Source organism: Exiguobacterium sp. s26 (assembly GCF_018618235.1).
GTDB classification, from domain to species: Bacteria; Bacillota; Bacilli; order Exiguobacteriales; family Exiguobacteriaceae; genus Exiguobacterium; species Exiguobacterium chiriqhucha.
In genome coordinates, this window is record NZ_JACSLS010000002.1 from 232144 (window position 1) to 255634 (window position 23491).

General features: G+C 51.6%; 24 protein-coding genes. 6 read left to right on the forward strand and 18 right to left on the reverse strand.

What is annotated here, in order from left to right; all coding sequences use genetic code 11:
• The first annotated feature begins 78 nt into the window (after nt 1–78).
• Nucleotides 79–834: an ATP-grasp domain-containing protein gene (locus KNP82_RS03630; protein WP_021067027.1), complete on the forward strand. Its 756-nt coding sequence runs from the start codon at nt 79–81 to the stop codon at nt 832–834.
• A 103-nt stretch (nt 835–937) separates the two neighbouring features.
• Nucleotides 938–1300: a YugN family protein gene (locus tag KNP82_RS03635; protein WP_021067026.1), complete on the forward strand. Its 363-nt coding sequence runs from the start codon at nt 938–940 to the stop codon at nt 1298–1300.
• Between the two features lie 60 nt (nt 1301–1360).
• On the opposite strand, the gene KNP82_RS03640 is transcribed toward KNP82_RS03635, so the two are convergent.
• The 10 genes from KNP82_RS03640 to cyoE form a co-directional block, all read right to left on the reverse strand.
• Nucleotides 1361–1852 carry a cysteine hydrolase family protein gene (locus tag KNP82_RS03640; protein ID WP_021067025.1) on the reverse strand — a complete coding sequence of 164 codons (492 nt, stop codon included), beginning with the start codon at nt 1850–1852 and terminating at the stop codon, nt 1361–1363.
• Nucleotides 1853–1985: 133 nt separating this feature from the next.
• Nucleotides 1986–2258 carry a hypothetical protein gene (locus KNP82_RS03645; protein WP_021067024.1) on the reverse strand — a complete coding sequence of 91 codons (273 nt, stop codon included), beginning with the start codon at nt 2256–2258 and terminating at the stop codon, nt 1986–1988.
• A gap of 5 nt (nt 2259–2263) precedes the next feature.
• The gene (locus KNP82_RS03650) at nt 2264–2878 is read right to left on the reverse strand and encodes an SCO family protein (RefSeq protein WP_021067023.1); all 615 of its coding nucleotides are present in this window, start codon (nt 2876–2878) and stop codon (nt 2264–2266) included.
• Between the two features lie 20 nt (nt 2879–2898).
• Complete coding sequence (locus tag KNP82_RS03655) at nt 2899–3360, reverse strand: DUF420 domain-containing protein (RefSeq protein ID WP_029595748.1); 462 nt, start codon at nt 3358–3360, stop codon at nt 2899–2901.
• A gap of 23 nt (nt 3361–3383) precedes the next feature.
• Complete coding sequence (locus KNP82_RS03660) at nt 3384–4307, reverse strand: cytochrome c oxidase assembly protein (RefSeq protein ID WP_021067021.1); 924 nt, start codon at nt 4305–4307, stop codon at nt 3384–3386.
• A gap of 134 nt (nt 4308–4441) precedes the next feature.
• Complete coding sequence (locus KNP82_RS03665) at nt 4442–4771, reverse strand: cytochrome C oxidase subunit IV family protein (RefSeq protein WP_034777045.1); 330 nt, start codon at nt 4769–4771, stop codon at nt 4442–4444.
• Nucleotide 4772: 1 nt separating this feature from the next.
• Nucleotides 4773–5399, reverse strand: coding sequence for a cytochrome (ubi)quinol oxidase subunit III (locus tag KNP82_RS03670; protein ID WP_034777044.1), 627 nt, complete (start codon nt 5397–5399; stop codon nt 4773–4775).
• A complete protein-coding gene (gene ctaD / locus KNP82_RS03675) occupies nt 5400–7268 on the reverse strand; it encodes a cytochrome c oxidase subunit I (protein WP_034777043.1) in 1869 nt (622 codons plus the stop codon). It lies immediately after the preceding gene.
• Nucleotides 7269–7306: 38 nt separating this feature from the next.
• Complete coding sequence (gene coxB, locus KNP82_RS03680; protein ID WP_214791563.1) at nt 7307–8323, reverse strand: cytochrome c oxidase subunit II; 1017 nt, start codon at nt 8321–8323, stop codon at nt 7307–7309.
• Nucleotides 8324–8383: 60 nt separating this feature from the next.
• The gene (gene cyoE, locus KNP82_RS03685) at nt 8384–9304 is read right to left on the reverse strand and encodes a heme o synthase (protein ID WP_214827069.1); all 921 of its coding nucleotides are present in this window, start codon (nt 9302–9304) and stop codon (nt 8384–8386) included.
• 331 nt (nt 9305–9635) lie between these two features.
• Here cyoE and KNP82_RS03690 point away from each other — a divergent pair, with 331 nt between their 5' ends.
• Nucleotides 9636–10538 carry a COX15/CtaA family protein gene (locus KNP82_RS03690; protein WP_058763310.1) on the forward strand — a complete coding sequence of 301 codons (903 nt, stop codon included), beginning with the start codon at nt 9636–9638 and terminating at the stop codon, nt 10536–10538.
• Nucleotides 10539–10588: 50 nt separating this feature from the next.
• Here the strand turns inward: KNP82_RS03690 and KNP82_RS03695 are convergent, their stop codons facing one another.
• From KNP82_RS03695 to KNP82_RS03710, 4 genes are all read right to left on the reverse strand, one after another.
• Nucleotides 10589–11944 carry a cryptochrome/photolyase family protein gene (locus tag KNP82_RS03695; RefSeq protein ID WP_214798904.1) on the reverse strand — a complete coding sequence of 452 codons (1356 nt, stop codon included), beginning with the start codon at nt 11942–11944 and terminating at the stop codon, nt 10589–10591.
• Nucleotides 11945–11996: 52 nt separating this feature from the next.
• On the reverse strand, nt 11997–15434 hold the full coding sequence (locus KNP82_RS03700) for a pyruvate carboxylase (RefSeq protein WP_131471133.1): 3438 nt from the start codon (nt 15432–15434) through the stop codon (nt 11997–11999).
• A 31-nt stretch (nt 15435–15465) separates the two neighbouring features.
• Nucleotides 15466–16701, reverse strand: coding sequence for an FtsW/RodA/SpoVE family cell cycle protein (locus KNP82_RS03705; RefSeq protein WP_029595754.1), 1236 nt, complete (start codon nt 16699–16701; stop codon nt 15466–15468).
• Between the two features lie 86 nt (nt 16702–16787).
• Entirely contained in the window at nt 16788–17066 is a 279-nt protein-coding gene (locus KNP82_RS03710) for an Fpa/YlaN family protein (protein ID WP_021067011.1), read from the reverse strand.
• 172 nt (nt 17067–17238) lie between these two features.
• On the opposite strand from KNP82_RS03710, the gene KNP82_RS03715 reads away from it, so the two are divergent.
• Together KNP82_RS03715 and KNP82_RS03720 are read left to right on the forward strand one after the other, a co-directional pair.
• Nucleotides 17239–17706: a hypothetical protein gene (locus KNP82_RS03715; RefSeq protein ID WP_021067010.1), complete on the forward strand. Its 468-nt coding sequence runs from the start codon at nt 17239–17241 to the stop codon at nt 17704–17706.
• Between the two features lie 92 nt (nt 17707–17798).
• A complete protein-coding gene (locus KNP82_RS03720) occupies nt 17799–19010 on the forward strand; it encodes a multidrug efflux MFS transporter (protein WP_353049052.1) in 1212 nt (403 codons plus the stop codon).
• A 28-nt stretch (nt 19011–19038) separates the two neighbouring features.
• Here KNP82_RS03720 and KNP82_RS03725 read toward each other — a convergent pair whose 3' ends face one another.
• Both KNP82_RS03725 and KNP82_RS03730 read right to left on the reverse strand, forming a co-directional pair.
• Nucleotides 19039–20355, reverse strand: coding sequence for a PhoH family protein (locus KNP82_RS03725; RefSeq protein WP_214827074.1), 1317 nt, complete (start codon nt 20353–20355; stop codon nt 19039–19041).
• Between the two features lie 32 nt (nt 20356–20387).
• Nucleotides 20388–20837, reverse strand: coding sequence for a PNPOx family protein (locus tag KNP82_RS03730; RefSeq protein ID WP_021067007.1), 450 nt, complete (start codon nt 20835–20837; stop codon nt 20388–20390).
• 112 nt (nt 20838–20949) lie between these two features.
• On the opposite strand from KNP82_RS03730, the gene KNP82_RS03735 reads away from it, so the two are divergent.
• Nucleotides 20950–21150: a YlaI family protein gene (locus tag KNP82_RS03735; RefSeq protein WP_021067006.1), complete on the forward strand. Its 201-nt coding sequence runs from the start codon at nt 20950–20952 to the stop codon at nt 21148–21150.
• Nucleotides 21151–21191: 41 nt separating this feature from the next.
• On the opposite strand, the gene KNP82_RS03740 is transcribed toward KNP82_RS03735, so the two are convergent.
• Both KNP82_RS03740 and typA read right to left on the reverse strand, forming a co-directional pair.
• Nucleotides 21192–21536 (reverse strand): YlaH-like family protein, encoded by a 345-nt coding sequence (locus tag KNP82_RS03740; protein ID WP_235045181.1) that lies wholly within the window; start codon nt 21534–21536, stop codon nt 21192–21194.
• An 86-nt stretch (nt 21537–21622) separates the two neighbouring features.
• Nucleotides 21623–23467 carry a translational GTPase TypA gene (gene typA, locus KNP82_RS03745; protein ID WP_021067004.1) on the reverse strand — a complete coding sequence of 615 codons (1845 nt, stop codon included), beginning with the start codon at nt 23465–23467 and terminating at the stop codon, nt 21623–21625.
• Nucleotides 23468–23491: the final 24 nt, after the last annotated feature.

The window sequence follows — 23491 nt, forward strand, 5'->3', positions numbered from 1 at the left end:
AATCGGCTTTATAATTGAACGTGACTGTCAAGCGTCCAACCAGAAAGGAAGTGAACAGGTGCGCACCTGCACCTCGCTATGAAAAAAGTCTCATTCAATATGATTCGCTCGGCCGGCATTAAAACCGACTATGCGAAACCTGAATATTATTACGACCAGCTCGATAAAGTAAGAGCAGCCGACCTCGTCTTGTTCCCTGAATATTGGATGGTCAACTCAATCATCTATGGACTCAACAAACCGATTTTCCCGTCCCCGGCCACGTATCATCTCGGACACGATAAGATCGAGATGACGCGCGCCTTCAAGGCAACGTTCCCGCACCGAATCCCGAAGACGCTCATCTACGGGAAAAACCCATATACGATCGAGCGTGTTTTGGAAGAGTTCGAGTATCCGTTCGTCGCCAAGACGGCCAAGTCGTCGATGGGACAAGGCGTCTGGCTCATCAAGCATGAACAGGATTGGCTCGAGTACGTCGACAAGCATGAGACGTTCTACGTCCAGCAATACATCCCGAACGACCGCGACCTGCGGATCATCGTCATCGGTGAAGAAGTCGTCGGTTCGTATTGGCGTGTCAGCGAGGCGTTCTTGAACAACGTCGCCCAAGGCGCCCAGTTCTCATATGACGATATCCCGGAAGACGTCGTCGCGGAAGTGCTCGACATCGCCAAGACGCTCCACATCAATCACGCGGCCTTCGACGTCATCGTCGCCGACGGTGAATTTTACATTTTAGAGTTCAACGTTTTCTTCGGCTCAGAGGGACTCATGCCGCTCGGAGTGAGGCTTTCGGACAAGATCGCCCAATACCTCGATCCCCGCGCTTGAGGCGTTCATCTTTTTTTCACAATTTGAACACACGTTATTCCAAGAACGTTTTCGAATATGATATGATGACATATGAGGTTTATTAGGGAAAAGGGGGATTATGATGAAATTTGAGCAGTTCCACATCGAGGGAAAAGAGATCCGCTTCGGTTTGCTCGAGACGATCATGGATCATCATCATTTCATCCGTGAAGGCGCTTGGGACTATGAGCGTGCAACGTATGACATGAAGTACGAGAAACAATCGACAGGCGAGACGTTCTACCTTCGCTTACCGGTATATGCAATCGAAGGCCAAATCGAGGACCGTCATGCGGTCGTCAAAATGTTGACACCGATTCTTGGAAAACATTATTACCCGCACGGCGTCGAGTATGACGAAGAGTTCCCAGAAGAAATCGTCCGTGATTGCGAGCGTCGTCTAGCCGCACTCGCTGAGACACTCGAAGTAAAACCCCTTGCATAAGCGAAGGGGTTTTTCTTATGGACACATATAACGAACCGAGGTAAGCATCGGCAGAGCAGATTACGCCGACAAGTCCTCTGATTGGATGATGGTGCAGCCCTTACCCTCGTAATACGCGATCATGTCGTCGATTTTCTTCAAGTCATAGCTCGTGATGCAATCCGACAGGACGCTGACCGTATAGTCGGATTTCCGCAGATTGTAACACGTCGACTTCACACAGGCGGTCGCATCGGCACCGGTGATATAGAACGTGTCGATGCCATGCTGTTCAATGAACGCCGCGAACGCCTCGCTCGTCAAGGCGTTGCCCTTGTATTTGGTGAATACGTGATCGGACACAATCTTCAAATCTGGCGCTAATTCTGCCCCGCGCGTCCCGGTTTTGAACGTTCTTGTCCCCGCGGATAAGTTCTCATGTCGGATATAGACGACGGGAATCCCCTTGTCGACCGCCCAATCGATCGATGTGTTGATGTTGTCGATGACCGCTTTGTAATTTTTCGTGATGTCATTCTGAATGTCGATGACGACCAATGCTTGCTGTTGCATCTGATTTCCCCCTCGATGAGTCGCGTGTCGTGACTACTGCCTTCATCATACCAGAGTTCACCACTGGAAAATATAGACAACAATCATCATCAACAAACAAAAAAGGGAGGACCCCGGCGGGGCCTCCCTTTTGTCATGTCGCGATGACGTTGAGCGTCACATCGACTTGTCCGAGCAATAAGTCGAACTGGTCGCGCACGTACCGATATAAGCGTTCAGCCTCAACGAGTGAGACGGGTGCAACGATTTGATAATCGTATCGCTCTTTCGAGACGGACACGACCTTCACTTCACGCAATCCGAATTCGATTGCACTGCAAGCAATCAAATCCTCAATCGCCCGCTCAGCGATCGTCACATCTCCATAGGAATAATCATTTCCGATGACAGCCATCGTATCATTCATCTTCTTCACTCCTTTTCTGCCGCGAGTACTAACACGTCCTCCATAATGGTTTCGATATCGACGGGTTTTTCTCCTGCCGTGGCCATTTGGGCGACCGCACGGACGTCGTGCTGACGGTCGATGATATACATCGTCGTCGCATGCGTGACGAGTCCGCTGTTCGCTTTCGAATAATAGAATTGAAGCTGACGCGTGATGCGGTCGATATCGGCCTGGTCACCGGTCAACATCTTCCAGCCCGTTGGTTCGGCTTGGAATGCCTCCCCGTAATTCTCTAGGACCGGCACCGTATCGACTTCAGGGTCGACAGTGATGGCGACGAGCTCGACGTCCGTCCCGTACAAGTCGTTCGCTTTCAACTCTTGCTCGAGCTTCATGAAGTCACGCAACGTGAGCGGGCAGATGTCCGGACAGTTCGTATAGAAGAACGTGACGATTTTGACTTTGCCATTGTCCGAATTGTACGACTGACCGTCGAGCGCATTCGTCAACGTGAACGGGGTCGGCTCTTGGATGACGGGCAAGTCCTCTTCTTTAAAAAATAAGAAGTACGAGGCCACACCGATCGCCACCAGAATGGCGACCGTCAAGCCGACCGTCATATAGCTGTTCCGTTTCATCCTCATCCCCCTCTCTCGATTCACCCACCGATAATGGCACGGAAGACGTTTGTCGTCTCACCCGGGTCATAGGCGACATAAAGGAGGACGTATACCGTCACGCCTGTAATCGCTGTGAAAAACCAGACGACTGAGGCTTTCGGTCCGATTTTACGGTGTTTCTCGACTTTATTTTTATAGCCGAGGTAAAGCGTGATTAATCCGAGGACCCCACCTGTCGTCGCGAGCAGGATATGGAAAATCATGAACGCCAAATAATAAGGCTTCACTGAATCCGGTCCCCCGAAGGCGGTATTGCCGACGAAAATCGTCCGTGAGACGTAGAGAATGAAGAATGTCGTCGCGGCGATTGCGGCGGCCGTCATGACTTTCTTATGTTTGTTGACGTTGCGGCGATCGCGCGCAATGATCGTCCATCCGATTGCGACTAAAATAGCACTGATGACAATGAATGTCACACTGATCAAGGCAAGATAGTTCATCGTAGTTTCCCCTTTGATTTAGTTCATTTTTTCTCTTTTGGTTCTTGCGGTGTGAACGACATGCCTTCGTCAAGCGCAAGCGATTTCGTCCGGCGCACCCAACCGAAGAACGTCCAGCCAAAGAAGAAACCGTATACGACTTCTTGACCGAGCTTCATCAATACCCCGCCGAAGCGTTGGTCTTCAAGAGCGCTGTTCGTCGCTCCCATGAGCGCATTCAAATCGAGACCCGACACATCGCCGTTCGGCATACAGTAGCCGAGCACCGTTGCGAACGTCTCCGCGTCCGTATAGGCGTCATACAAGATGCCTTGGCTGAAGATGATGAACGCACAGGCAGGTGTCAAGAGCACACCGTTCGCGATGATGTACACCATCCGCTTCAAATCTGACATCCCTTCCTCTTCTTCTGAGAGGAACGGTGCGATGACCGGATACCACATCGTCAAACTGAAGACGACGAGGGCGCCGTGGAAGATACGATGCACACCATAGTTTGTCAAGACGTAGTCAAAGATGAATGGCATGTGGTAAAACGTGAACAATGCATTGAACAAAACGAGTGCGATCAAAGGTTTTGTCATAAACTTGAGTGTCGGCCCAATCACCTTATAGCTAAATAATTTCTCGAACACCCAATACGGCATCCCGTACACGACGAGCGCCGGTGCGAGCACATAGACGAGCACCATCTGCAACATGTGCACCGAGAAGATGATGTGTGCAAGGACATCGACCGGACTTCCGAAGCCGATATAATACAATAAAATGGCGGATAACATGCTGAACTTTTGTAGTAACGTGGTCGACTCGTACCCTCGCTTCGCCATTTTCTCTGTGACGACCGCATAGAGGACGTACAACCCTACCATCAACAATCCGAACCATGGACTCCAAAGTGTCATCCAATCGAACTGTTTGAGTAGCTCTGATGTATTCCAGAGCATCCCTTCACCCCTTTTCTTTCTCTCCCAAACCGATGAAACCGTTCACTTCAAGATTACTATTCCTTTATTTTTGAAGTAAAGCAAAAAGGACTGAATCATCTATGTTTCCACAGATGTTCAATCCTTTGTCACATTTACCAAATGAGCAAGCGAAGGGCCGCGACCGTGATGATGGCGACAAAGATGCCGAGCCACATCATTCCGACGATCCACGTGTTGCCACGGTTGTTCATATGCATGAAGATATAAAGCTGCAAGAACACTTGGATGATGGCGAGGATGATCAAGAAGCCACCTGCCGCCCACACCGGCATGAGTTCAGCGTATACGGCACCGAACGCGACGAATGTGAGCAAAATCATCATCGCGAAGCTAATCAACTGAAGTTGATACTCGCGTCTTGATTCGGCTTTTACTTCAAGCTCTAACTGTTTGTGCGTTTCGTTCATTGGTTGTTTTTCCATATTAGCTCACCATCCCTAAGAGGTAGACGATTGAGAAGATGAAAACCCATACGACGTCGATGAAGTGCCAGTACAGGCTCGACACGTAGAACTTCGGTGCGTTGTACACATCGATTGGACGGTTCCAGTTGCGAATCAACAGCGTCGTGATCCAAAGGAGACCGAACGTGACGTGTGCGCCGTGGAATCCGACGAGCGTATAGAACGCAGATCCGAACGCGCTCGATGTGAACGTGTGACCGATGTGGTAGTAGTGGATGAACTCATAAATTTCTGCTCCAAGGAATCCAGCCCCGAGGAGAAGCGTGACGACCAACCAAAACTTCATGCGGCCTGGATTGTTCGCTTTCATGTTCATCATGGCGAGAACACTTGTGAGCGAACTTGTGAGGAGGAGCATCGTCATTAAGAAGACGAGCCCCATCTCAAAGATATTGTACGAACGAAGTTCCTCTGGCGCACCAGAGTTCAGTAGACCGACGTACGTTCCGAATAGCGAGGCAAAGAGAACAGTCTCTCCACCGAGGAAGAACCAGAAGGCCACATATTTATTTTTCCCTTCCAGCGTGGCTTTCTCTGGATTGGCCGGAATACCGGTCACCGGGTGTTTTTCGACTGCATGTGCCATTTATTGGTCTCCTTTCTCACGAATCGCTTTCAAATCCGCTTCAATCTGTGATTTTGGAATATAGAAGCCATGGTCGTCGATCCATGAACGGAGGAACATCGACACGAATGTGATGAGTAATCCGATCACGATGAGTGACCAACCGACAACCGCGTTATCCATTTGGAAGATCGCTCCAAGTCCGGCGATGAAAAGACCGAGTGACATGAAGAATGGAATCAACGAGTTGTTCGGCATGTGGATATCTGCTACTGGTTCAGCAACAGAGACCCGTTTGTTGCCCGCCATTTTCTCGAGCCAGAACGTATCGAGACCTTTGACGAGCGGTGTTTGTGCAAAGTTGTACTCTGGTGTCGGTACAGGAAGCGTCCACTCCAATGTACGTCCATCTTCCCAGTGGTCTGGCTTGACGCGTTGCTTCGACAAGAATGCCTTGACAACAGCGACGAGCAAGATGATTGTCGATACACCCATGAAGAAGGCACCGATCGTCGACAGTAAGTTCATCGTCTCAAACCCTTGGTTAGGAAGGTATGTGAAGACGCGGCGTGGCATCCCGAACAATCCGAGGAAGTGTTGCGGGAAGAACGTCAAGTGGAACCCGATGAAGAACAACCAGAACTGCCAGTAGCCAAGCTTCTCAGAGAGCGCTTTGCCGAACATGAGCGGGAACCAGTAGTAAAGTCCTGCGAATAGACCATAGACAACCCCACCTACGATAACGTAGTGGAAGTGAGCGACAACAAAGTAACTATCGTGATACTGATAGTCGGCCGGTGCGACCGAAAGCATGACCCCTGTCATCCCCCCGACGAGGAACGATGGAATGAATGCGACCGAGTAGAGCATCGCGACGTTGAACTTGATTTGTCCGCCCCATAGCGTGAACAACCAGTTGAAGATCTTGACCCCTGTCGGAACGGCGATGGCCATTGTCGCGACAGCGAAGATCGAGTTGGCGACCGGTCCGAGACCGACCGTGAACATGTGGTGGACCCAAACCATGAATCCGAGGAAACCGATGAGCATCGTTGCGAAGACCATCGTTGTGTAACCGAACAGACGTTTACGAGCGAATGTCGGAATGATTTCCGAGAAAATACCGAACGCAGGGAGTATCAAGATGTATACTTCCGGGTGTCCGAAGATCCAGAAAAGGTGTTCCCAGATGACGACGTTACCGCCGGCTGCCGGATCAAAGTAGACGGCACCGAACAAGCGCTCGAACATCAACATGAACAAGCCGACTGTGAGCGGCGGGAACGCGAAGACGATCAACGCCGAAGCGACGAACGTCGTCCACGTGAAGAGCGGCATCCGCATGAGTTTCATGCCTGGTGCACGCATGTTCAAAATCGTGACGAGGAAGTTAATCCCGGCCATGAGTGAACCGAAACCTGAGATTTGAAGACCGAGGGCGTAGAAGTCGACCCCTGATGCTTCAGGTTGTGTCGAGAGCGGCGCGTACGCCGTCCACCCTGCGTTCGGTGCAGCGCCGAAGAACCAGCTAAGGTTCAGCATGACACCACCGAAGAAGAACAACCAGAAACCAAGTGAGTTAATGAACGGGAACGCGACGTCGCGTGCCCCGATTTGTAGCGGTACGACGGCGTTCATAAATCCGAATAGCATCGGCATGGCCGCTAGGAAGATCATCGTCGTCCCGTGCATCGTGATCAATTGGTTGAACGTTTCGCCGCTGACGAAGTCGTTCATCGGACGAACGAGTTGCCAACGAATAAGTAAAGCTTCAATTCCACCGAGAAGGAGGAAGAAGATTCCTGAGAACAAATACAAAATACCGATTTTTTTGTGGTCAACCGTCGTAACCCAATCCATGATGCCATTGTATTTACGCGGTTGCTGCATAGCAGTGGTCTGTGCCACGTGAAATCCCCCTTTTCCCGTTAGTCAATCTTCTGATCGTACAAGAAGTCAACGAGTGCATCTAACTCTTCATCACTGATTTGGCCTTCACCGAAGCCAGGCATGAGCGCGCCTTGTTTCAATTCTTGTGGGTCGCGAATCCATTCTTTCAACTTCTCTTCGTTGTTTTCGAGGTAACCCGCCAACCATTCGCGATCACCAAAGTTCGTCAAGCTCGGCGCGACTTTCCCGCCACCGTGACAGCTCAAGCAGCTCTCGACGTACACGGCTTCGCCTGTCGTCAAGTTTTGGTTATCTGCAACGAGGTTTTCTGTGTTTGCGTCCTGCTGTGCTTTCATGTCTTCGAGCCATTGGTCGTACTCTTCTTGCTCGAGTGCGATGACTTTGAAGTCCATGAGTGCGTGTGAAGGTCCGCAAAGCTCGGCACATTTCCCGTAGAACGTACCTGGTTCATTTGCATGCAACCACATTTCGTTATCAAGGCCTGGGTTCGTATCCGTCTTACCTGACAAGGCCGGTACCCAGAACGAGTGAATGACGTCTTTCGATGTCAAGTTGATGCCGACACGCTTACCGACTGGGATGACGAGTTCTTGACCCGTGACCACGCCTGCGTTCGGATATTCAAATTCCCACCAGTAAAGGTTGGCCGTGACATTGATTTCTTCTTCTTTTTTCGCTTCTTTCGCTTTCGCGAGCTCGACTGTCGTCGTGATCGTCGGAACAGCGAGAATGATCAATAAAATGATTGGAACGACTGTCCAAATCATCTCAAGCGTGCTGCTTCCTTCGACTTGCTTCGGAATCGATTCATCTTTCCGACGGAATTTCATGAGCACGTACACGTAAATAATCGTTACGATGACAAGTACAAAGAGCATGATTGCCAAACTGATGAGAATGATGCGAAGCTGAATCTCAGCTCCCTCTCCCATCGGCTTCAATGCAGACAATCCCTCTACGCCGCACCCTGATAACAGTAGTGCGAACATCATCATCGGGACAATGCCAAACAGAAGCTTCTTAAATGATTTCACAACAATCCCCACTTTCTCCCAAAATGATGTGCAATGGTTTCTATATAGTGAGTGCGACTGTCAAAGTGCCGTCAATACCAGCGTGACAATCCACACGACTAAATAAATCAATGAATAAAAGAACATTTTGTTTGCCCACTTGATCTCATCTTCGGCCTTGAAACCTTTCAAGCCGAGATATAACCAGTAGCCCCCAAGCACAAGCGCGACAATTAAATATTCCGGACCGTAATGCATGAACAAGAGCGACGCTGGAATGAGTGTCGCAATCCACCAAATGATTTGGCGCTTGGTGATCGCAAAGCCGTTGACGACCGGTAGCATCGGAATGCCGGCCGCTCGATACTCCTCGACACGCCGCATGGCGAGCGCGAGGAAGTGTGGCGGTTGCCACAAGAACATGACGAGGAACATGAGCCACGCATCGATATGAAGCGCGGGATCGATGGCTGCCCAACCGATGAGCGGCGGTACCGCTCCGGAGATGCTGCCGACGACCGTGTTCAACGTGTGCGTTCGTTTAAGCCACATCGTATAAATGACGACATAAAAAAATGCCCCGATTAAACCGAAGACTGCTGCCACATACGACACGATCAATAAGAGCAATGTCCCGATCGCGAGTTGCGTTAATCCAAGGAGCAAAATCCGTTCTCCCGAAATTTTCCCGGTGACACTTGGTCGGTTGTCTGTACGTCCCATCAAGTAATCGATATCACGGTCCACGAAGTTGTTTAGGTAACAACTCCCGGAGATGACGAGCGCGCTTCCTAACATCGTTAATAAGAGTTGTGGCCAAACTTCAAACAAATAAAGTACTGGCGTATCACTCTGATATGTTGCTGCTACAAAGAAACCGGCGAACACCAACAAAAGATTGGCGCGGACGATTCCCATTTTTGCCAGAGCAACATAGTCGCGGAACGAAGCGGATTCTGTATATTCTACTTCTGCCATTGTCCCTGGGTTGACTTTTGTCATAATGACCCCCCTACTAATCACGAAATCCTCGTATTCTTTTCACAGAAAAAACACAATATGAACAAAGTTCACCTAACTCATAACAAAGATACCATATTTTCAAAAAGAATACGTCGTTTATGCTTGTAAAATAGCTAGTTTTTTGTGACAGACGTGTGATAATTGTCACAGTAAAAACGCTACGCTAATACTAGAATAACGATTTTGATAGCGATTGCAAGCTTTTCCGTTTCGTTTTTACGACGTAAAGCCGTATAATAAGTATGGCGAAAAAAATATAAACTGACAAGGCACGATTCTAGTGATTTTTCTCAAAAGCAGGTGGAAACGAATGCATAAAAAACTCGCACTATTTTCAGCACTCGTCACGCTCGGGATGATGCTCGTTCTCATCATGGGTGGAACCGTGACGAAGACCGACTCCGGCGACGGGTGCGGTACAGACTGGCCGCTCTGCCACGGGAAACTGATCCCGACCAATCCGAGCGTCGAAACGATGATCGAGTACAGTCACCGTGTCGTCTCTGGCATCGAGGGACTGCTCATCATCGCCTTGACGATTTGGACGTTTGCGGTCGTCAAGAACCGGTATGATGTCAAAGTGTTCGCGTTCCTCGCGTTCATTTTCATGCTCATCCAATCGATTATCGGTGCCGGGGCCGTCATCTGGCAACAGTCGGACGCGATTCTCGCGCTCCACTTCGGTATCTCGCTCGTCTCGTTCGCATCGCTGCTCATCTTGACGATTCTCTTGTTCGAAGGGGAACGCGTGCATCGGGCCGTCTCCGAACGATTGAAGGTTCACCTTTACGGCTTGACGATTTATACGATGGTCGTCGTCTATACGGGCGCTTACGTCCGTCACCTCGGCGCGACGTACGCCTGTGTCGGCTGGCCGATTTGCGACCAGAACGTGTGGACGTTCGAGTCATACGTCCAAATGGGGCACCGCATCATGGCCGGACTGCTCGTCTTCTATACGTTATACGTCCTCTACTTGGCACGTCGGGAGACGAACCGACTCGTCGAGACCGGCATGTGGGCCTCGCTGTTCTTCATCCTGCTTCAAGTCGGCACGGGTGCGTGGATCGTCCTTGGGGGACACGCCACGTACGTCCCGCTTCTCCACGCCTTCTTGATTACCTGCTATTTCGGGATTATCTCGTACTTGGCATATCATGCGTATCGGAGTCAGAAACAGACGACCGAGGCCGCACGACAACAATCCATTTAATCACGTACACAAAAAGGAGCGACGGCATCGCTCCTTTTTTTGATGCCTATTTACTGCGCGTCCTTGAACCGCTCGAGTGCCCGGGCCCGCGCTTCCTTATGGTCGACGATTGGGTCGACGTATCCGTCCCGCTCGGTCAAGTCAGGGAAATGAATCGCTTTTTTGTCGAGATTCACGAGTTCGGGCACATACTTCCGGATGAACGTCCCGTCCCCATCGAACTTCTCGGACTGCGTCGTCGGATTGAAGATACGGAAGTACGGCACCGCATCCGTCCCGACCGAAGCCGCCCATTGCCAACCCCCGATATTCGAGGCTGCTTCATAGTCGATCAGCTTCTGTTCGAAATAGCGTTCCCCTTTCCGCCAGTCGATCATCAGATGCTTCGACAAGAACGAGGCGACAATCATGCGAAGCCGGTTATGCATCCAGCCCGTCTCATTCAATTGCCGCATCGCCGCGTCGACGATCGGGTAGCCCGTCTTTCCGTCACACCACGCCTGGAAGTTCTCGTCATCGTTCTCCCAATCGAGATGCTTATACTTGTCGTTGAACGGACGGTCTTTCAGTCCCGGGAATTGGACCATGATCATATAGTAAAATTCGCGCCATAACAACTCATCGTAATATGTGTCGCGTCCGCTCGATTTCGGCGCCTTCAACACCGCTTCCGTCACGGTTCGGATGGAGAGCACCCCGGTCCGGAGATACGGAGACAGACGGCTCGTGCCGGCGATGGCCGGGATGTCGCGGTCTTCATCGTACGCATCGATCCGATTCGCGACGAAGTCGCTCAAACGACGTTTGGCTGCCGCTTCGCCGAGCGCTTTCCACGAACGCTCACAGCGATCGAACTGACGCTTCAATTCGACCGGGACTTCATGCCCTGTCGTCACGTGACGCTTCAATGCATTCACGTCGACCTCATACGGCGCGGGCGGCGCCTCGGCATAGGCTGCTTTTTTAAATGGCGTGTATACCTTATACGGATCGCCGTCTTTTTTCGTGAACGCATTCGGGGCGAACAAATGGCGGTCGAGCAGGCGGATGACTTTGACCGCTTCCCCGAGCGCCTGGATGACGGCGTCGTCCCGCTGTTTGAACGGTTCGACATACTCGGCGTTGAAGTAGAGCACATCGAGCTCACCGAGCGCTTCGACGAACTGTTCGGCCGTATCGGCCACGATGACCCGAAGTCCGAGCCCGCGTTCTTCCAACTCGTCCATGAATTGACGCATCGTCGCGAAAAAGTAATCGTGGCGCGTCTCGAACGGCTCGCAATAGTTAGGGTTGAGCCAAAAAACGAACTCCATCTCATCGTCGGAATCAGCGTCTTTCAAGGCCCGGTGTAACATATGATTATCTGTCAATCGAAAATCCGATCGAAACCAGCATACTCGTCTCATCTCTCCCACTCCTATCTAAAAAAGAAGCATAGCGCGGCTATGCTTCTTTTCATTATACAAACTCAATCAATAAGTCGTCACTTTGGATTGTGTCGCCTTCTTTAATATGGACCGCTTTGACTTCTCCGTCTTGCGCGGCTTGAACCGTCGTCTCCATCTTCATCGCTTCCGTGACGAGGAGCTGTTCCCCGCGGTGGACACGGCTACCCGGTTCGACGAGCACTTTCAACACTGAACCTGGCATCGAAGCGCCGACTTGTTTCGGGTTCGCCCGGTCTACTTTCGGACGGCTCGTCGTCGCCGACTTCACGTTCACGTCTTTAATCTCGATTTCACGCGGGACGCCGTTCATCTCGTACGAGACGAGACGGATGCCGTCCTCGTTCGCCGCACTGATTTGAACGAGTTTGATGATGAGTGTCTTCCCGGTCTCGATTTCAACTTGAATCGTCTCACCGACGTTCAATCCGTAGAAGAACGTCAACGTGTCAAGCACCGATACATCCCCGTACGTCGTCGAATGCGTGACATAGTCTTCAAACACTTTCGGATACAATGCGTTCGAGAGCAATTCGAAATCTGTTACCGGACGATCGAGTTTCTCGAACAGCTTCGACTGGGCCGCTTCAAAATCATACGGCTCAATCAACTTACCTGGACGTACGTCAAGCGGCTTCTCACCTTTAAGAATCGCTTGCTGGACATCGGTCGGGAACCCTCCTGGAGGCGTCCCGAGTTCGCCGCGCATCATCTCGACGACCGAATCCGGGAAGTCGAGTTGGTGACCGCGGTCAATCACATCTTGTTCGCTCAAGTTATGCTGGACCATGAATAGCGCCATGTCGCCGACGACTTTCGACGACGGTGTCACTTTGACGATATCCCCGAACAACATGTTGACACGGGCATACATCGACTTCACTTCGCTCCAACGGTCACCCAATCCGACCGCTTTCGCTTGTTGCTGCAAGTTCGAGTACTGTCCGCCCGGCATCTCGTGCTCATATACCGACGGGTTCGAAGCGCGCATGTCGCTCTCGAACGGCTCGTAGTTATGACGCACGTCTTGCCAGTAATCGCTGATGACCTCGTAATGCTTCGCATCGATTTTCGGTTGACGCGCGTGATGGTCAAGCGCATAAATCAAGCTGCCGCCTGAAGGCTGTGACGTCATCCCCGACATCGAGCTCGCAGCCACGTCGACGATATCGACGCCCGCATCTGTCGCCCGGGCGTAAGTGAAGATTCCGTTGCCCGACGCGTCGTGCGTATGCAAGTGGATCGGCAAGTCGACGGCATCTTTCAATGCCGAGACGAGCGCGTACGCCGATTCCGGTTTGAGCAGGCCGGCCATGTCCTTGATGGCAAGGATGTGAGCCCCGCTCGCTTCAAGTTTCTTCGCCAAGTCGACGTAATACGGCAAGTGGTATTTCGGACGGCTACCGTCATACAAGTCACCCGTATAACAAACCGCTGCCTCGGCGACTTTGCCGGTCGGTAACGTCGCGTCAATCGCGAGTTGAATCGACTCGAGGTTGTTCAAACTGTCAAAGATCCGGAACACGTCGACGCCGGCATAGGCCGCTTCGTGGACGAACTTCTCGATGACGTTGTCGGCATAGTTCTTATACCCGACGGCGTTGGCACCGCGGAGCAACATTTGAATCAACACGTTCGGCATCTTCTCACGGAGACGCATGAGGCGTACCCAAGGGTCTTCTGAGAGGAAACGATAGGCGACGTCGAACGTGGCCCCGCCCCATGCCTCGACCGAGAACAGCTCCGGCATGAGCTTGCTCGTCGGTTCGGCGATATTGATGATGTCTTGCGTCCGCATCCGTGTCGCGAGCAGAGACTGGTGCGCGTCGCGCATCGTCGTATCCGTCAATAACAGTTCGGGCTGGCGCTTAATCCAGTCGGCGAGGCCATCCGGACCAAGTTCCGTCAAAATCTGTTTCGTGCCCGGTTTGGCTTCAGCCGGCAGGTCTTGCGGAATCCGGACCGAGCGGCTGATCGGCTTGTCTTTCAAACCGACGCCCGGGAATCCGTTCACCGTGACATCGCCGATATAGTTGAGCAATTTCGTCCCGCGGTCTTTCCGTTTCGGGAAGACGAACAGTTCCGGCGTCTCATCGATGAACGACGTGTTATAGTCGCCGCTGATGAAGTTCTGATGCTTCATCACGTTGATTAAGAACGGGATGTTCGTCTTGATGCCACGAATCCGGAACTCGTTCAAGTTACGGACCATCTTCGAAGCGGCCTGTTCGAACGTCATGCCATGTGTCGACAGCTTCACGAGGAGCGAATCGTAATATGGTGAAATCTCGGCACCGACGTAGGCGTTCCCACCGTCAAGTCGGACGCCGAAGCCGCCCGGAGAACGGTAGGCCATGATTTTACCGGTATCTGGCATGAAGTTGTTGGCCGGGTCTTCCGACGTGACACGCGATTGGATCGCGTAACCGAGCAATTTGATATCTTCTTGTTTCGGCATGTGGATGACGTCGCCGTGGAGCGACTCACCTTGTGCGATCATGAGTTGCGTCTGGACGATATCGAATCCGGTCACCATCTCGGTGATCGTATGCTCGACTTGAATGCGCGGGTTGACTTCGATGAAGTAGAACGACTCGTCTTCCGTGACGAGGAATTCGACCGTACCGGCATTGATGTAGCCGACATGGCGCATCAGTTTCACGGCTGCGTCACAGATTGCTTGACGCGACGCATCCGATAACGTCACACAAGGTGCGACTTCGACGACTTTTTGGTGACGACGCTGAACCGAACAGTCACGTTCGAACAAGTGAATGATGTTCCCGTGGTCATCCCCGAGGATTTGGACCTCGATGTGTTTCGGGCGTTCCACTAGTTTTTCTATGTACACTTCGTCTGAACCAAACGCTTGCTTCGCTTCTGACTTGGCACGTTCAATCAAATCTTTCATCTCGGCTTCCGTACGGATGACGCGCATCCCGCGGCCGCCTCCGCCCATCGCGGCTTTGACCATGAGCGGGAAGCCGTGCTCGTTCGCAAAGTCTAAAGCGTCCTCGTAAGACGTGAGCGGTCCGTTCGAACCTGGAATGACCGGGAGTCCGGCTGCGATCGCACTTTGACGGGCCCGAACTTTATCTCCGAACGCATGAAGGTGCGCTTCGTTCGGACCGACGAAAATGATGCCTTCTTCACGGCAACGACGTGCGAGTTCAATATTCTCAGACAAGAATCCGTAACCTGGATGAATCGCGTCAGCCCCCGACTGTTTCGCGATGCGGATCACGTCCTCGATATCGAGATAGGCGTCAATCGGTTTTTTATCGAGACCAATCAAATAAGCTTCATCCGCTTTAAAGCGGTGTAACGAGCCGCTGTCTTCTTGAGAATAGACGGCGACCGTGCGCATCCCTAATTCAGTGGCGGCACGGAACACGCGAATGGCGATTTCACCACGGTTGGCTACGAGTAATTTGCTAATTGATTTCAACATAAATCCCCCCATTTAAGTAGTTCAATCCTTTTTACCTTACAACATGCAATGATGAACTTTGAACGTTTTCTGCGGATTTCTCCCGAATTTCTGCCCGTTTCGTCGCTTCCCGGTGCCGATTTCGCATCGAGATGCTACTGAGCACACCGAGAATCCCCATCGTCATGATGAGTGACGTCCCGCCGTAACTGACGAGCGGGAGCGTGACACCTGTACCCGGGAACCAACCGGACATGGCACCGATATTGATTCCGGTCTGGACCATGATTTGAGCGGCGATGCCGAACGAGACGAACATCGCGAAATGACTATCGCTATGGTTGGCGATATTGACGGCCCGGAAAGCGATGAAGAACAGCAAGGCGAGGACGACGACGACCCCGATAAAGCCGAGCTCTTCAGCGATGATGGACATGATATAGTCCGTCTCCGGTTCCGGCAAGTACCCATACTTCTGATAACTGTTCCCGAGACCGACGCCGGTCAAGCCCCCATGGACGATCGAGATGATCGACATGAGCAATTGGTGCCCGTAGCCTTCAGGGTCCATGAACGGATTGAAGACGACTTCGATCCGGCTGCGCTGGTTCTCCGAGAAGATTGTCGTGAACATCAGATAGACAAGTCCAAACCCGGCGAGCACAGCAGGCACGATGATCCGAAGCGGTGCCCCGACGGCAAGCCACATGAGGAACATGATGGCCCCGAGGACGAACAAGCCCCCCATATCCGGCTGTCCGTTGATGGCGATGGCGTATGGGAAAAAGAAGTAGATGACCGGTATCATGAAGAAGGCACCAAACTGAGCCCGGATTCCTTTTTTAGTGATAGCGGCTCGCCCTAGTCGACCAGGCAACCCTTTCAGCTCCCCATTCCACAACTGGTGATAATAGTTGGCGAGCAGTAGAATCAACACGAATTTGGCGATCTCGACCGGTTGAATCGTAAAGCTGCCGATGATGAGCCAGGCCCGCGCACCGTTGAGCGGTGGCATCGCCCACGTGATGAACAACAGTACGACCGATACGAAATAGAGGCCATACAAAATATTAGGTTTTCTAAAGTTCTCATAGCGGAACATCGTCGCAATGAAGTAGACGACAATCCCGATCCCTGCGTAGACGAGTTGGCGATAGTACAAGCCGCTGTTCGCGTAATCGCCGCGATTCCACACGCTCGCACTATAAATCATGATCGAACTGATTCCGACGAGCATGAGCACTGCAATGAACAACGAGAAATCAAAATACCGAAACCGAGTTTTCATGTTTTCACTTCCTTATGTACAACAATCACTGACCCATTATAAAAAAATACTCAAACAGCGCCGCTTGCACAGTTTGAGTATAAGGTTCATAAATCTGAAGCTTCCGCGAGGGCGGACAGCTTTTGTTCCAATGAATCGAGCAGTCCTTTACCTTCAATGTCTGAAATGAGTCCAAGACGGACCGCAAAATCAATTTGGCGTGATAGACCGAACATATGTGTATCAAGCACCTCTTCATAAAGCGGGCACTTCGGCATTTTTAGGTTTTCTAACTGCACTTCAATCAAACAACGGATTTTTTCTGCGTCTGCCTCTAATAGTTGAAGCGCTTGCTCCCGTTGGACTGCAGCCAAATTTGTCGCCACTACGACCCCTCCTCCGTACAATGACAGACTGTTTGTCATAACTCAACTGTACATTATATTTCATCATAATTCAATGAACAGTCTGGATTCGCGGCGAGTTTCTCGCAGTTTCCCTTTTTCTGAGAAAGAGCTGTATAATGTACAGTGTATTGTGAATAAAGGGGGCGTATCCATGATTTTTCCACTAGACGGAGCGGTTCGTCACGCGCTGACGATCGACCCGACCGTATGGATTTTTGATGACCGCAAGCGAAACGTCGAGGATCTCGACCGCGCGGTAGAAAGTGACAACGACGCATACTATGCCAAGATGGGGAAGGCATGGGATGACGGCTTGACGCAAGGGTCACGCGTCGACCATAACAAACCGATGTCTCGGGCTGATAAGGATGCGGCGCTGCGCGACTCGTTCGCGATGCCGTTCGCGCCATTCCTTCAAAATGCCGAACCGATCGCCACGGCGACGCACGTCAGTTTTTATGGGGAGACGGTGCTCACGTTGCCAATCGACGAGGCCAGAAGCGTTTACTTACAGTTCTCCCGAGACGGAAAAGTACTCGCGGACGGTCCGGTGTACGTCTTGCACAATCAACAAGTATGGCGCGGTGTCCATCACATCGCCGTGCGAACAGAGGCATGATAGAGAAGGCACAGCGCCTTCTCTTTTTTTAGACTTTTTACTTCATAAAGTGTAACATATAAGGTATCGAAAAACTTCAATCTCGAAAGGTCGTGACGCTTACGTACCCTTTATGGAAGAAAAACTTAATCATCGTCTGGATCGGTAGCTTTTTGACGGCGGCCTCGATGAGTCTAGTCCTACCGTTCCTCCCCTTGTTCATCGAAGAACTCGGGGTCACCGATTCCGACCAAGTCGTTACGTGGTCCGCGGTCGCATTCGGCGCCACTTTCCTCGTGGCTGCCATCGTCTCCCCGCTGTGGGGACGGCTCGCCGACCAAAAAGGCCGCAAATTGATGCTCATCCGCGCTAGTCTCGGTATGGCCGTCGTCATGACGCTCATCAGTTTCGTCCAAGACGTGTATCAGCTCGTCGGTTTACGGCTCTTAATGGGTGCCGTATCCGGATTTATCTCGGCGGGGATCACCCTCGTCGCTTCACAAACGCCTAAAGAGAAAAGTGGCTGGGCGCTCGGCACACTGTCGACCGGTGGCATCACCGGCGGACTCCTCGGTCCCTTGATTGGAGGACTCCTCGCAGACTTGATTGGGCTTCGACCCGTTTTTCTCTTGACCGGCAGTGCCTTATTCATCACGTTCCTCATCACACTCGTGTTCGTCAAAGAGGACTTTGTGCCGGTGGCGCGCGAGCGGCTTGATTCGACGCGATCGATGATCGCCTCGCTCCGTAACCCGCAACTCATATTTAGTCTGTTTCTGACGACGTTCTTAATCACGTTCTCGGCCCAATCGATTGGCCCGCTGTTGACGCTGTATGTCCGGGAATTGAACCCGTATACGACGTCGCTCGCCTTTATCGCAGGGATCGTCGCGTCAGCTCCTGGTGTGGCCGCCCTCATTTCCGCACAACGTCTCGGTCGGCTCTCCGACCGCTACGGGGCCGAACGCATCCTGTTCTGGGCGCTCATCGTCTATAGCGCCTTCTTGATTCCACAGGCATTCGTGACGTCGACGACACAACTCGTCATCATGCGATTCGGCCTCGGCTTCGCCACGGCGGCACTCATGCCGTCGGTACAGTCGTTACTCCGCCAACATACGCCGAGCCGGGCGACCGGCCGCATCTTCTCTTATAACCAATCGGCCCAGTTCATGGGCAACTTGCTCGGACCGTTGTTCGGTTCGCAAGTCGTCGCCCACTTCGGATTCCCGGCACTGTTTATCGTGACCGGTCTGATTATGCTGATGAACGCCTTCCTGGAAAAATCGAACGTGCAAGTGGCACTCCATCCAAATACGAAATAAACGCCGAGCGGCCGCTCGGCGTTTTTCGTTATAGTAAATCGGCGGCCAACCGGGCGAGCGACGAGCGCTCCCCTTTGATGAGTTGGACGTGTCCGAATACGTTTTGACCTTTGAAGCGTTCGACGGCGTACGTGAGGCCGTTCGAATACTCGTCCAAATACGGATGGTCGATTTGATACGGGTCCCCGACGAGGACGATTTTCGAGTTCTCGCCGACCCGGGTCAGAATCGTCTTAATCTCATGTTTCGTCAAGTTTTGGGCCTCGTCGATGATAATGAACTGATCCGGCATGCTGCGACCACGGATATACGTGAGCGCCTCGAGCTGAATCGATTTGATGCCGGCCAAGATGTTCCCGAGTTCATCTTTCGAGTTGGCGTTGAACAAGAACTCCAAGTTATCATAAATCGGCTGCATCCATGGCCGGAGCTTCTCTTCCATCTCACCGGGCAAATAACCGATGTCGTTCCCCATCGGGACGACCGGCCGGGCCACGACGAGCTTGGTGAAGCGACGTTCGTCTTCGACGAGCGACAGGCCTGCCGCGAGCGCGAGCAACGTCTTCCCGGTACCGGCCTTCCCGAGCAGTGTCACGAACGGAATATCGTCCCGCAACAACAAGTCGAGCGCCATCCGTTGCTGGACGTTACGGGGATGGATGCCCCACACGTGTTCGACGTCTAGCGAGAGCGGACGGAGGATCGGTTGCAACCCATCGACGACCGCGAGTGCGCTCGCTTTCGAGACGTTACTCTTTAAGACGACGAATGAGTTCGGATATAGCTGATTTTTTGAAACGGCTTCTAGCGGAAGCTGTCGGACTTTATAAAATTCATCGATGATGGCTTGATCGACTTCGATTTCACGATAGCCGGCGTATAAATTCGTCGTATCGACGATATGGTCGGTCAAGTAATCCTCGGCTTCAATGCCGATGGCGTCCGCTTTGACACGGACGAGTATATCTTTAGAGACGACCACGACTTTACGGGTCCGGTCGTGCTCGTATTGTTTCATCAGTCCAAGTGCCACGGTCAGGATACGATTGTCGTTCGTCATGACGTCGAACGGGAAATCGACAGTATGCTCGTGACCGATCTCGACGAACAATCGTCCGCCGTTCTCGAGCGGGACCCCGTCGTGCAGTTTACCGGTCGTCCGCAATTGATCGAGCACGCGCGCCGTTTCTCGGGCGTTGCGGCCGACTTCATCCATATTACGTTTTTTACCGTCAAGCTCTTCTAAAACGATGGCGGGAATGACGACATCGTGCTCATCGAATTGGAACAAGGATAGTGGGTCGTGTAAGAGTACGTTCGTATCGAGCACATACGTTTTTTTCATAGACTTTGCCGCCCCTCGAAAATTGTTGGTGATCAAGAATTCAAACTCTCCTTGACTTCACGGTCCAACTTTTCTGCTGCTTCGACATCGTACGTCTTGACGATGTCCGGTTGTCCATAGGTTGCCCCGTAAAAGGAAATGTTACGGACCTCTTCGACTTTCCCTTCAAAAAAGCGAAGGTGTAACGCCGGCTTCACGCTCGGCTCGAATTCGTGTACGTGTGACAGGGCGATACTGTAGGCAAGTCCCCCTTCAAGAAAGATGAGACTCGCTGTCTTCTCATACGAGAGCAACGTGATCACATGCGAATTCTTCGTCAACGCCAAGCGAATCGTCCTCTCGTTCGGCGCTTGCACCCAGCTGATCGCATGGGTGATCGGCCACCGTTTCGGCTCATCAAACGTGACTAAGAACGTCAACGGCATCTCGTTCAATACGTCTTGTTGCGCCCTCGAAAGTTCGAACGCAGCTTTACTCGCCATAGACTCCCCTCCTCCCGAACGGGTATACGAAATGGATTCGCCCTTACAAACCTCTTTCCCTGCTTTTCTCTCCTGAAATCATGCTATAATCAACGAAGAGGAAGGTGAGACCATGCGCGTAAAGTGCTCTCTTTGTGACAAAATCGATACGATTGATTCGTGGTCGTTCGAAGCGAAACGACTTCGTAATAAACCTGCTAAAACGTATATGTGCCAGACGTGTCAAGAACGCATCACCGCGCGAACAGCGGAGCGTGCCGCGACCGGCCAATTCCACCTATATCCATCGTTCCGCCAAAAACGGAGATGGTAAGCAAAAATGGACGTTTCGCCCGAGGGCGAAGCGTCCATTTTTTAATGTGATTCGATGCCTTGTCGACGGTTCCACCAAAGGCGGCCCCGGTAGATTGCCAAGACGACAGCCATGACAAGGAGAACTTCTGGAATCGGCCATGTGAAGAAGACGAGCGCCATCGTGCCTGCCCCGAGTGCGAGCAGCATATAGACGACGAGTGATTTCCACCACGTCAATTGTTTCGCAAAACCTAATTTAAACACAAGGATTGTTAATAAGATGACCGTGATGATTAACGCGTTGAACCCGACCGAGAAGTCGTTCGCGTCACTGCCGACACCAAGTAGCGAGGCAATCCACGGCACATCAATTTGTGTGATGTCCATCGTTTGAGAAGCTTTCAAGCTGATAATCCCCCTTTATTTCCTACACAACCATTCTACACTATCCAAAACAAAAGGGAACGCCTAGGCGCTCCCTTTTTTAAGACTTATTCTTTACCAAGTTTACGACGCTTGTCAGCTTTCTCGCGTTCGTTCTTATTCAAGACTTTTTTACGGAGACGGATTGACTCCGGCGTGATTTCACAGTACTCATCATCGTTCAAGAACGTGAGCGATTCTTCGAGTGAGAAGACGCGTGGACGTTTCAAGACTTGTGTCGAGTCTTTTGCTGAAGCACGCATGTTCGTCAACTGTTTTCCTTTGACGGCGTTGATTGCGAGGTCGACGTCACGGTTACATTCACCAATGATCATTCCCTCGTATACTTCTACACCTGGCTCGATGAAGATCGTTCCACGGTCTTCAAGGGCACCGATCGAGTAAGCCGTCGACTTACCAGGTTCGATACAAACCATGACACCACTGCGGCGTCCGCCGATGTCAGCAGCGATGAACGGACGATACTCTTCGAACGTGTGGTTCAAGATTCCATATCCGCGTGTCGCTGACAAGAACTCGTTACGATAGCCGATGAGACCACGTGAAGGAACGATGAATTCCATACGTGTTTGACCGTTGTCGTTCGTGTTCATGTTGGCAAGTTCACCTTTACGGAGACCGATTGATTCCATGACTGAACCTGTGTACTCTTCTGGCACGTCAACGATGACGCGTTCGAACGGCTCAATTTTCGTACCATCTTCGTCTTCACGAATGATAACTTGTGGTTTCGAAACTTGAAGTTCGTAGCCTTCACGACGCATGTTCTCGATCAAGATCCCGAGGTGAAGCTCACCGCGGCCTGAAACGACCCATTGGTCAGGTGAATCAGTGTTTTCGACACGGAGTGAAACGTCCGTCTCGAGTTGTTTCATCAAACGCTCTTCGATTTTACGTGCCGTCACGAAATCGCCTTCGCGTCCTGCGAACGGTGAGTTGTTTGTCATGAAACGCATTTGAAGCGTCGGCTCATCGATGCGGAGAAGCGGAAGTGGCTCTTCTTTACCGACTGGCGTTACCGTCTCACCGACGTTGATGTCTTCCATCCCGGCGATGGCGATCAAGTCACCAGCTTTGGCTTCTTCGATTTCAACACGTTTGAGGCCGAAGTAACCGAACAATTTAGTGACGCGCAATTGTTTGATTGATCCGTCTGTTTTGCAAAGTGACACTGATTCGCCGACTTTGATTTTCCCACGGAAGACGCGACCGACACCAATTCGGCCGAGGTAGTTGTCGTAGTCGAGCATCGTGACTTGGAACTGAAGCGGCTCATCCGAGTTATCGATTGGTGCCGGTGTGTTCTCAAGAATCGTGTCGAGCACGTACGTGATTGTATCTTCTTGCTTCTCTGGATCAGGATCGAACGAACTTGAACCGCTGACAGCAGACGTATAGACGACAGGGAATTCAAGTTGATCTTCATCTGCTCCAAGGTCGATCAACAAGTCGACAACTTCGTCGACGACGTCGAGTGGGCGTACCATCGGCTTGTCGATTTTGTTAACGACAACGATTGGACGGAGACCTTGGTCGAGTGCTTTCTTCAATACGAAACGCGTTTGCGGCATGCAGCCTTCACGTGCATCGACAACGAGGATAACGCCGTCAACCATACGCATGATACGCTCTACTTCACCACCGAAATCGGCGTGACCTGGTGTATCAACAATGTTGATGCGTGTATCTTTATAATCGATTGCCGTGTTTTTCGCGAGAATCGTGATTCCGCGTTCACGTTCGATGTCGTTCGAGTCCATGGCGCGTTCTGCGACCATTTCGTTTGTCCGGAATGTACCAGACTGTTTCAATAATTCATCGACGAGCGTTGTTTTACCGTGGTCAACGTGGGCGATGATGGCTACGTTCCGAAGGTTAGTTCTTACATTCATGTAGTTAGTCCTCTCTTATTTAAA

Bases quoted from the DNA above. Each gene is read 5' to 3' on its own strand.
- KNP82_RS03640 (WP_021067025.1), bottom strand. From the start codon at position 1,852: ATGCAACAGCAAGCATTGGTCGTCATCGACATTCAGAATGACATCACG.
- cyoE (WP_214827069.1), bottom strand. From the start codon at position 9,304: ATGACAAAAGTCAACCCAGGGACAATGGCAGAAGTAGAATATACAGAA.
- KNP82_RS03735 (WP_021067006.1), top strand. From the start codon at position 20,950: ATGCGCGTAAAGTGCTCTCTTTGTGACAAAATCGATACGATTGATTCG.
- KNP82_RS03655 (WP_029595748.1), bottom strand. From the start codon at position 3,360: ATGAACTATCTTGCCTTGATCAGTGTGACATTCATTGTCATCAGTGCT.
- typA (WP_021067004.1), bottom strand. From the start codon at position 23,467: ATGAATGTAAGAACTAACCTTCGGAACGTAGCCATCATCGCCCACGTT.
- KNP82_RS03690 (WP_058763310.1), top strand. From the start codon at position 9,636: ATGCATAAAAAACTCGCACTATTTTCAGCACTCGTCACGCTCGGGATG.
- KNP82_RS03660 (WP_021067021.1), bottom strand. From the start codon at position 4,307: ATGCTCTGGAATACATCAGAGCTACTCAAACAGTTCGATTGGATGACA.
- KNP82_RS03705 (WP_029595754.1), bottom strand. From the start codon at position 16,701: ATGAAAACTCGGTTTCGGTATTTTGATTTCTCGTTGTTCATTGCAGTG.
- KNP82_RS03715 (WP_021067010.1), top strand. From the start codon at position 17,239: ATGATTTTTCCACTAGACGGAGCGGTTCGTCACGCGCTGACGATCGAC.
- KNP82_RS03670 (WP_034777044.1), bottom strand. From the start codon at position 5,399: ATGGCACATGCAGTCGAAAAACACCCGGTGACCGGTATTCCGGCCAAT.
- KNP82_RS03695 (WP_214798904.1), bottom strand. From the start codon at position 11,944: ATGAGACGAGTATGCTGGTTTCGATCGGATTTTCGATTGACAGATAAT.
- KNP82_RS03635 (WP_021067026.1), top strand. From the start codon at position 938: ATGAAATTTGAGCAGTTCCACATCGAGGGAAAAGAGATCCGCTTCGGT.
- KNP82_RS03725 (WP_214827074.1), bottom strand. From the start codon at position 20,355: ATGAAAAAAACGTATGTGCTCGATACGAACGTACTCTTACACGACCCA.
- ctaD (WP_034777043.1), bottom strand. From the start codon at position 7,268: ATGCAGCAACCGCGTAAATACAATGGCATCATGGATTGGGTTACGACG.
- KNP82_RS03650 (WP_021067023.1), bottom strand. From the start codon at position 2,878: ATGAAACGGAACAGCTATATGACGGTCGGCTTGACGGTCGCCATTCTG.
- KNP82_RS03665 (WP_034777045.1), bottom strand. From the start codon at position 4,771: ATGGAAAAACAACCAATGAACGAAACGCACAAACAGTTAGAGCTTGAA.
- KNP82_RS03645 (WP_021067024.1), bottom strand. From the start codon at position 2,258: ATGAATGATACGATGGCTGTCATCGGAAATGATTATTCCTATGGAGAT.
- KNP82_RS03730 (WP_021067007.1), bottom strand. From the start codon at position 20,837: ATGGCGAGTAAAGCTGCGTTCGAACTTTCGAGGGCGCAACAAGACGTA.
- KNP82_RS03630 (WP_021067027.1), top strand. From the start codon at position 79: ATGAAAAAAGTCTCATTCAATATGATTCGCTCGGCCGGCATTAAAACC.
- KNP82_RS03700 (WP_131471133.1), bottom strand. From the start codon at position 15,434: ATGTTGAAATCAATTAGCAAATTACTCGTAGCCAACCGTGGTGAAATC.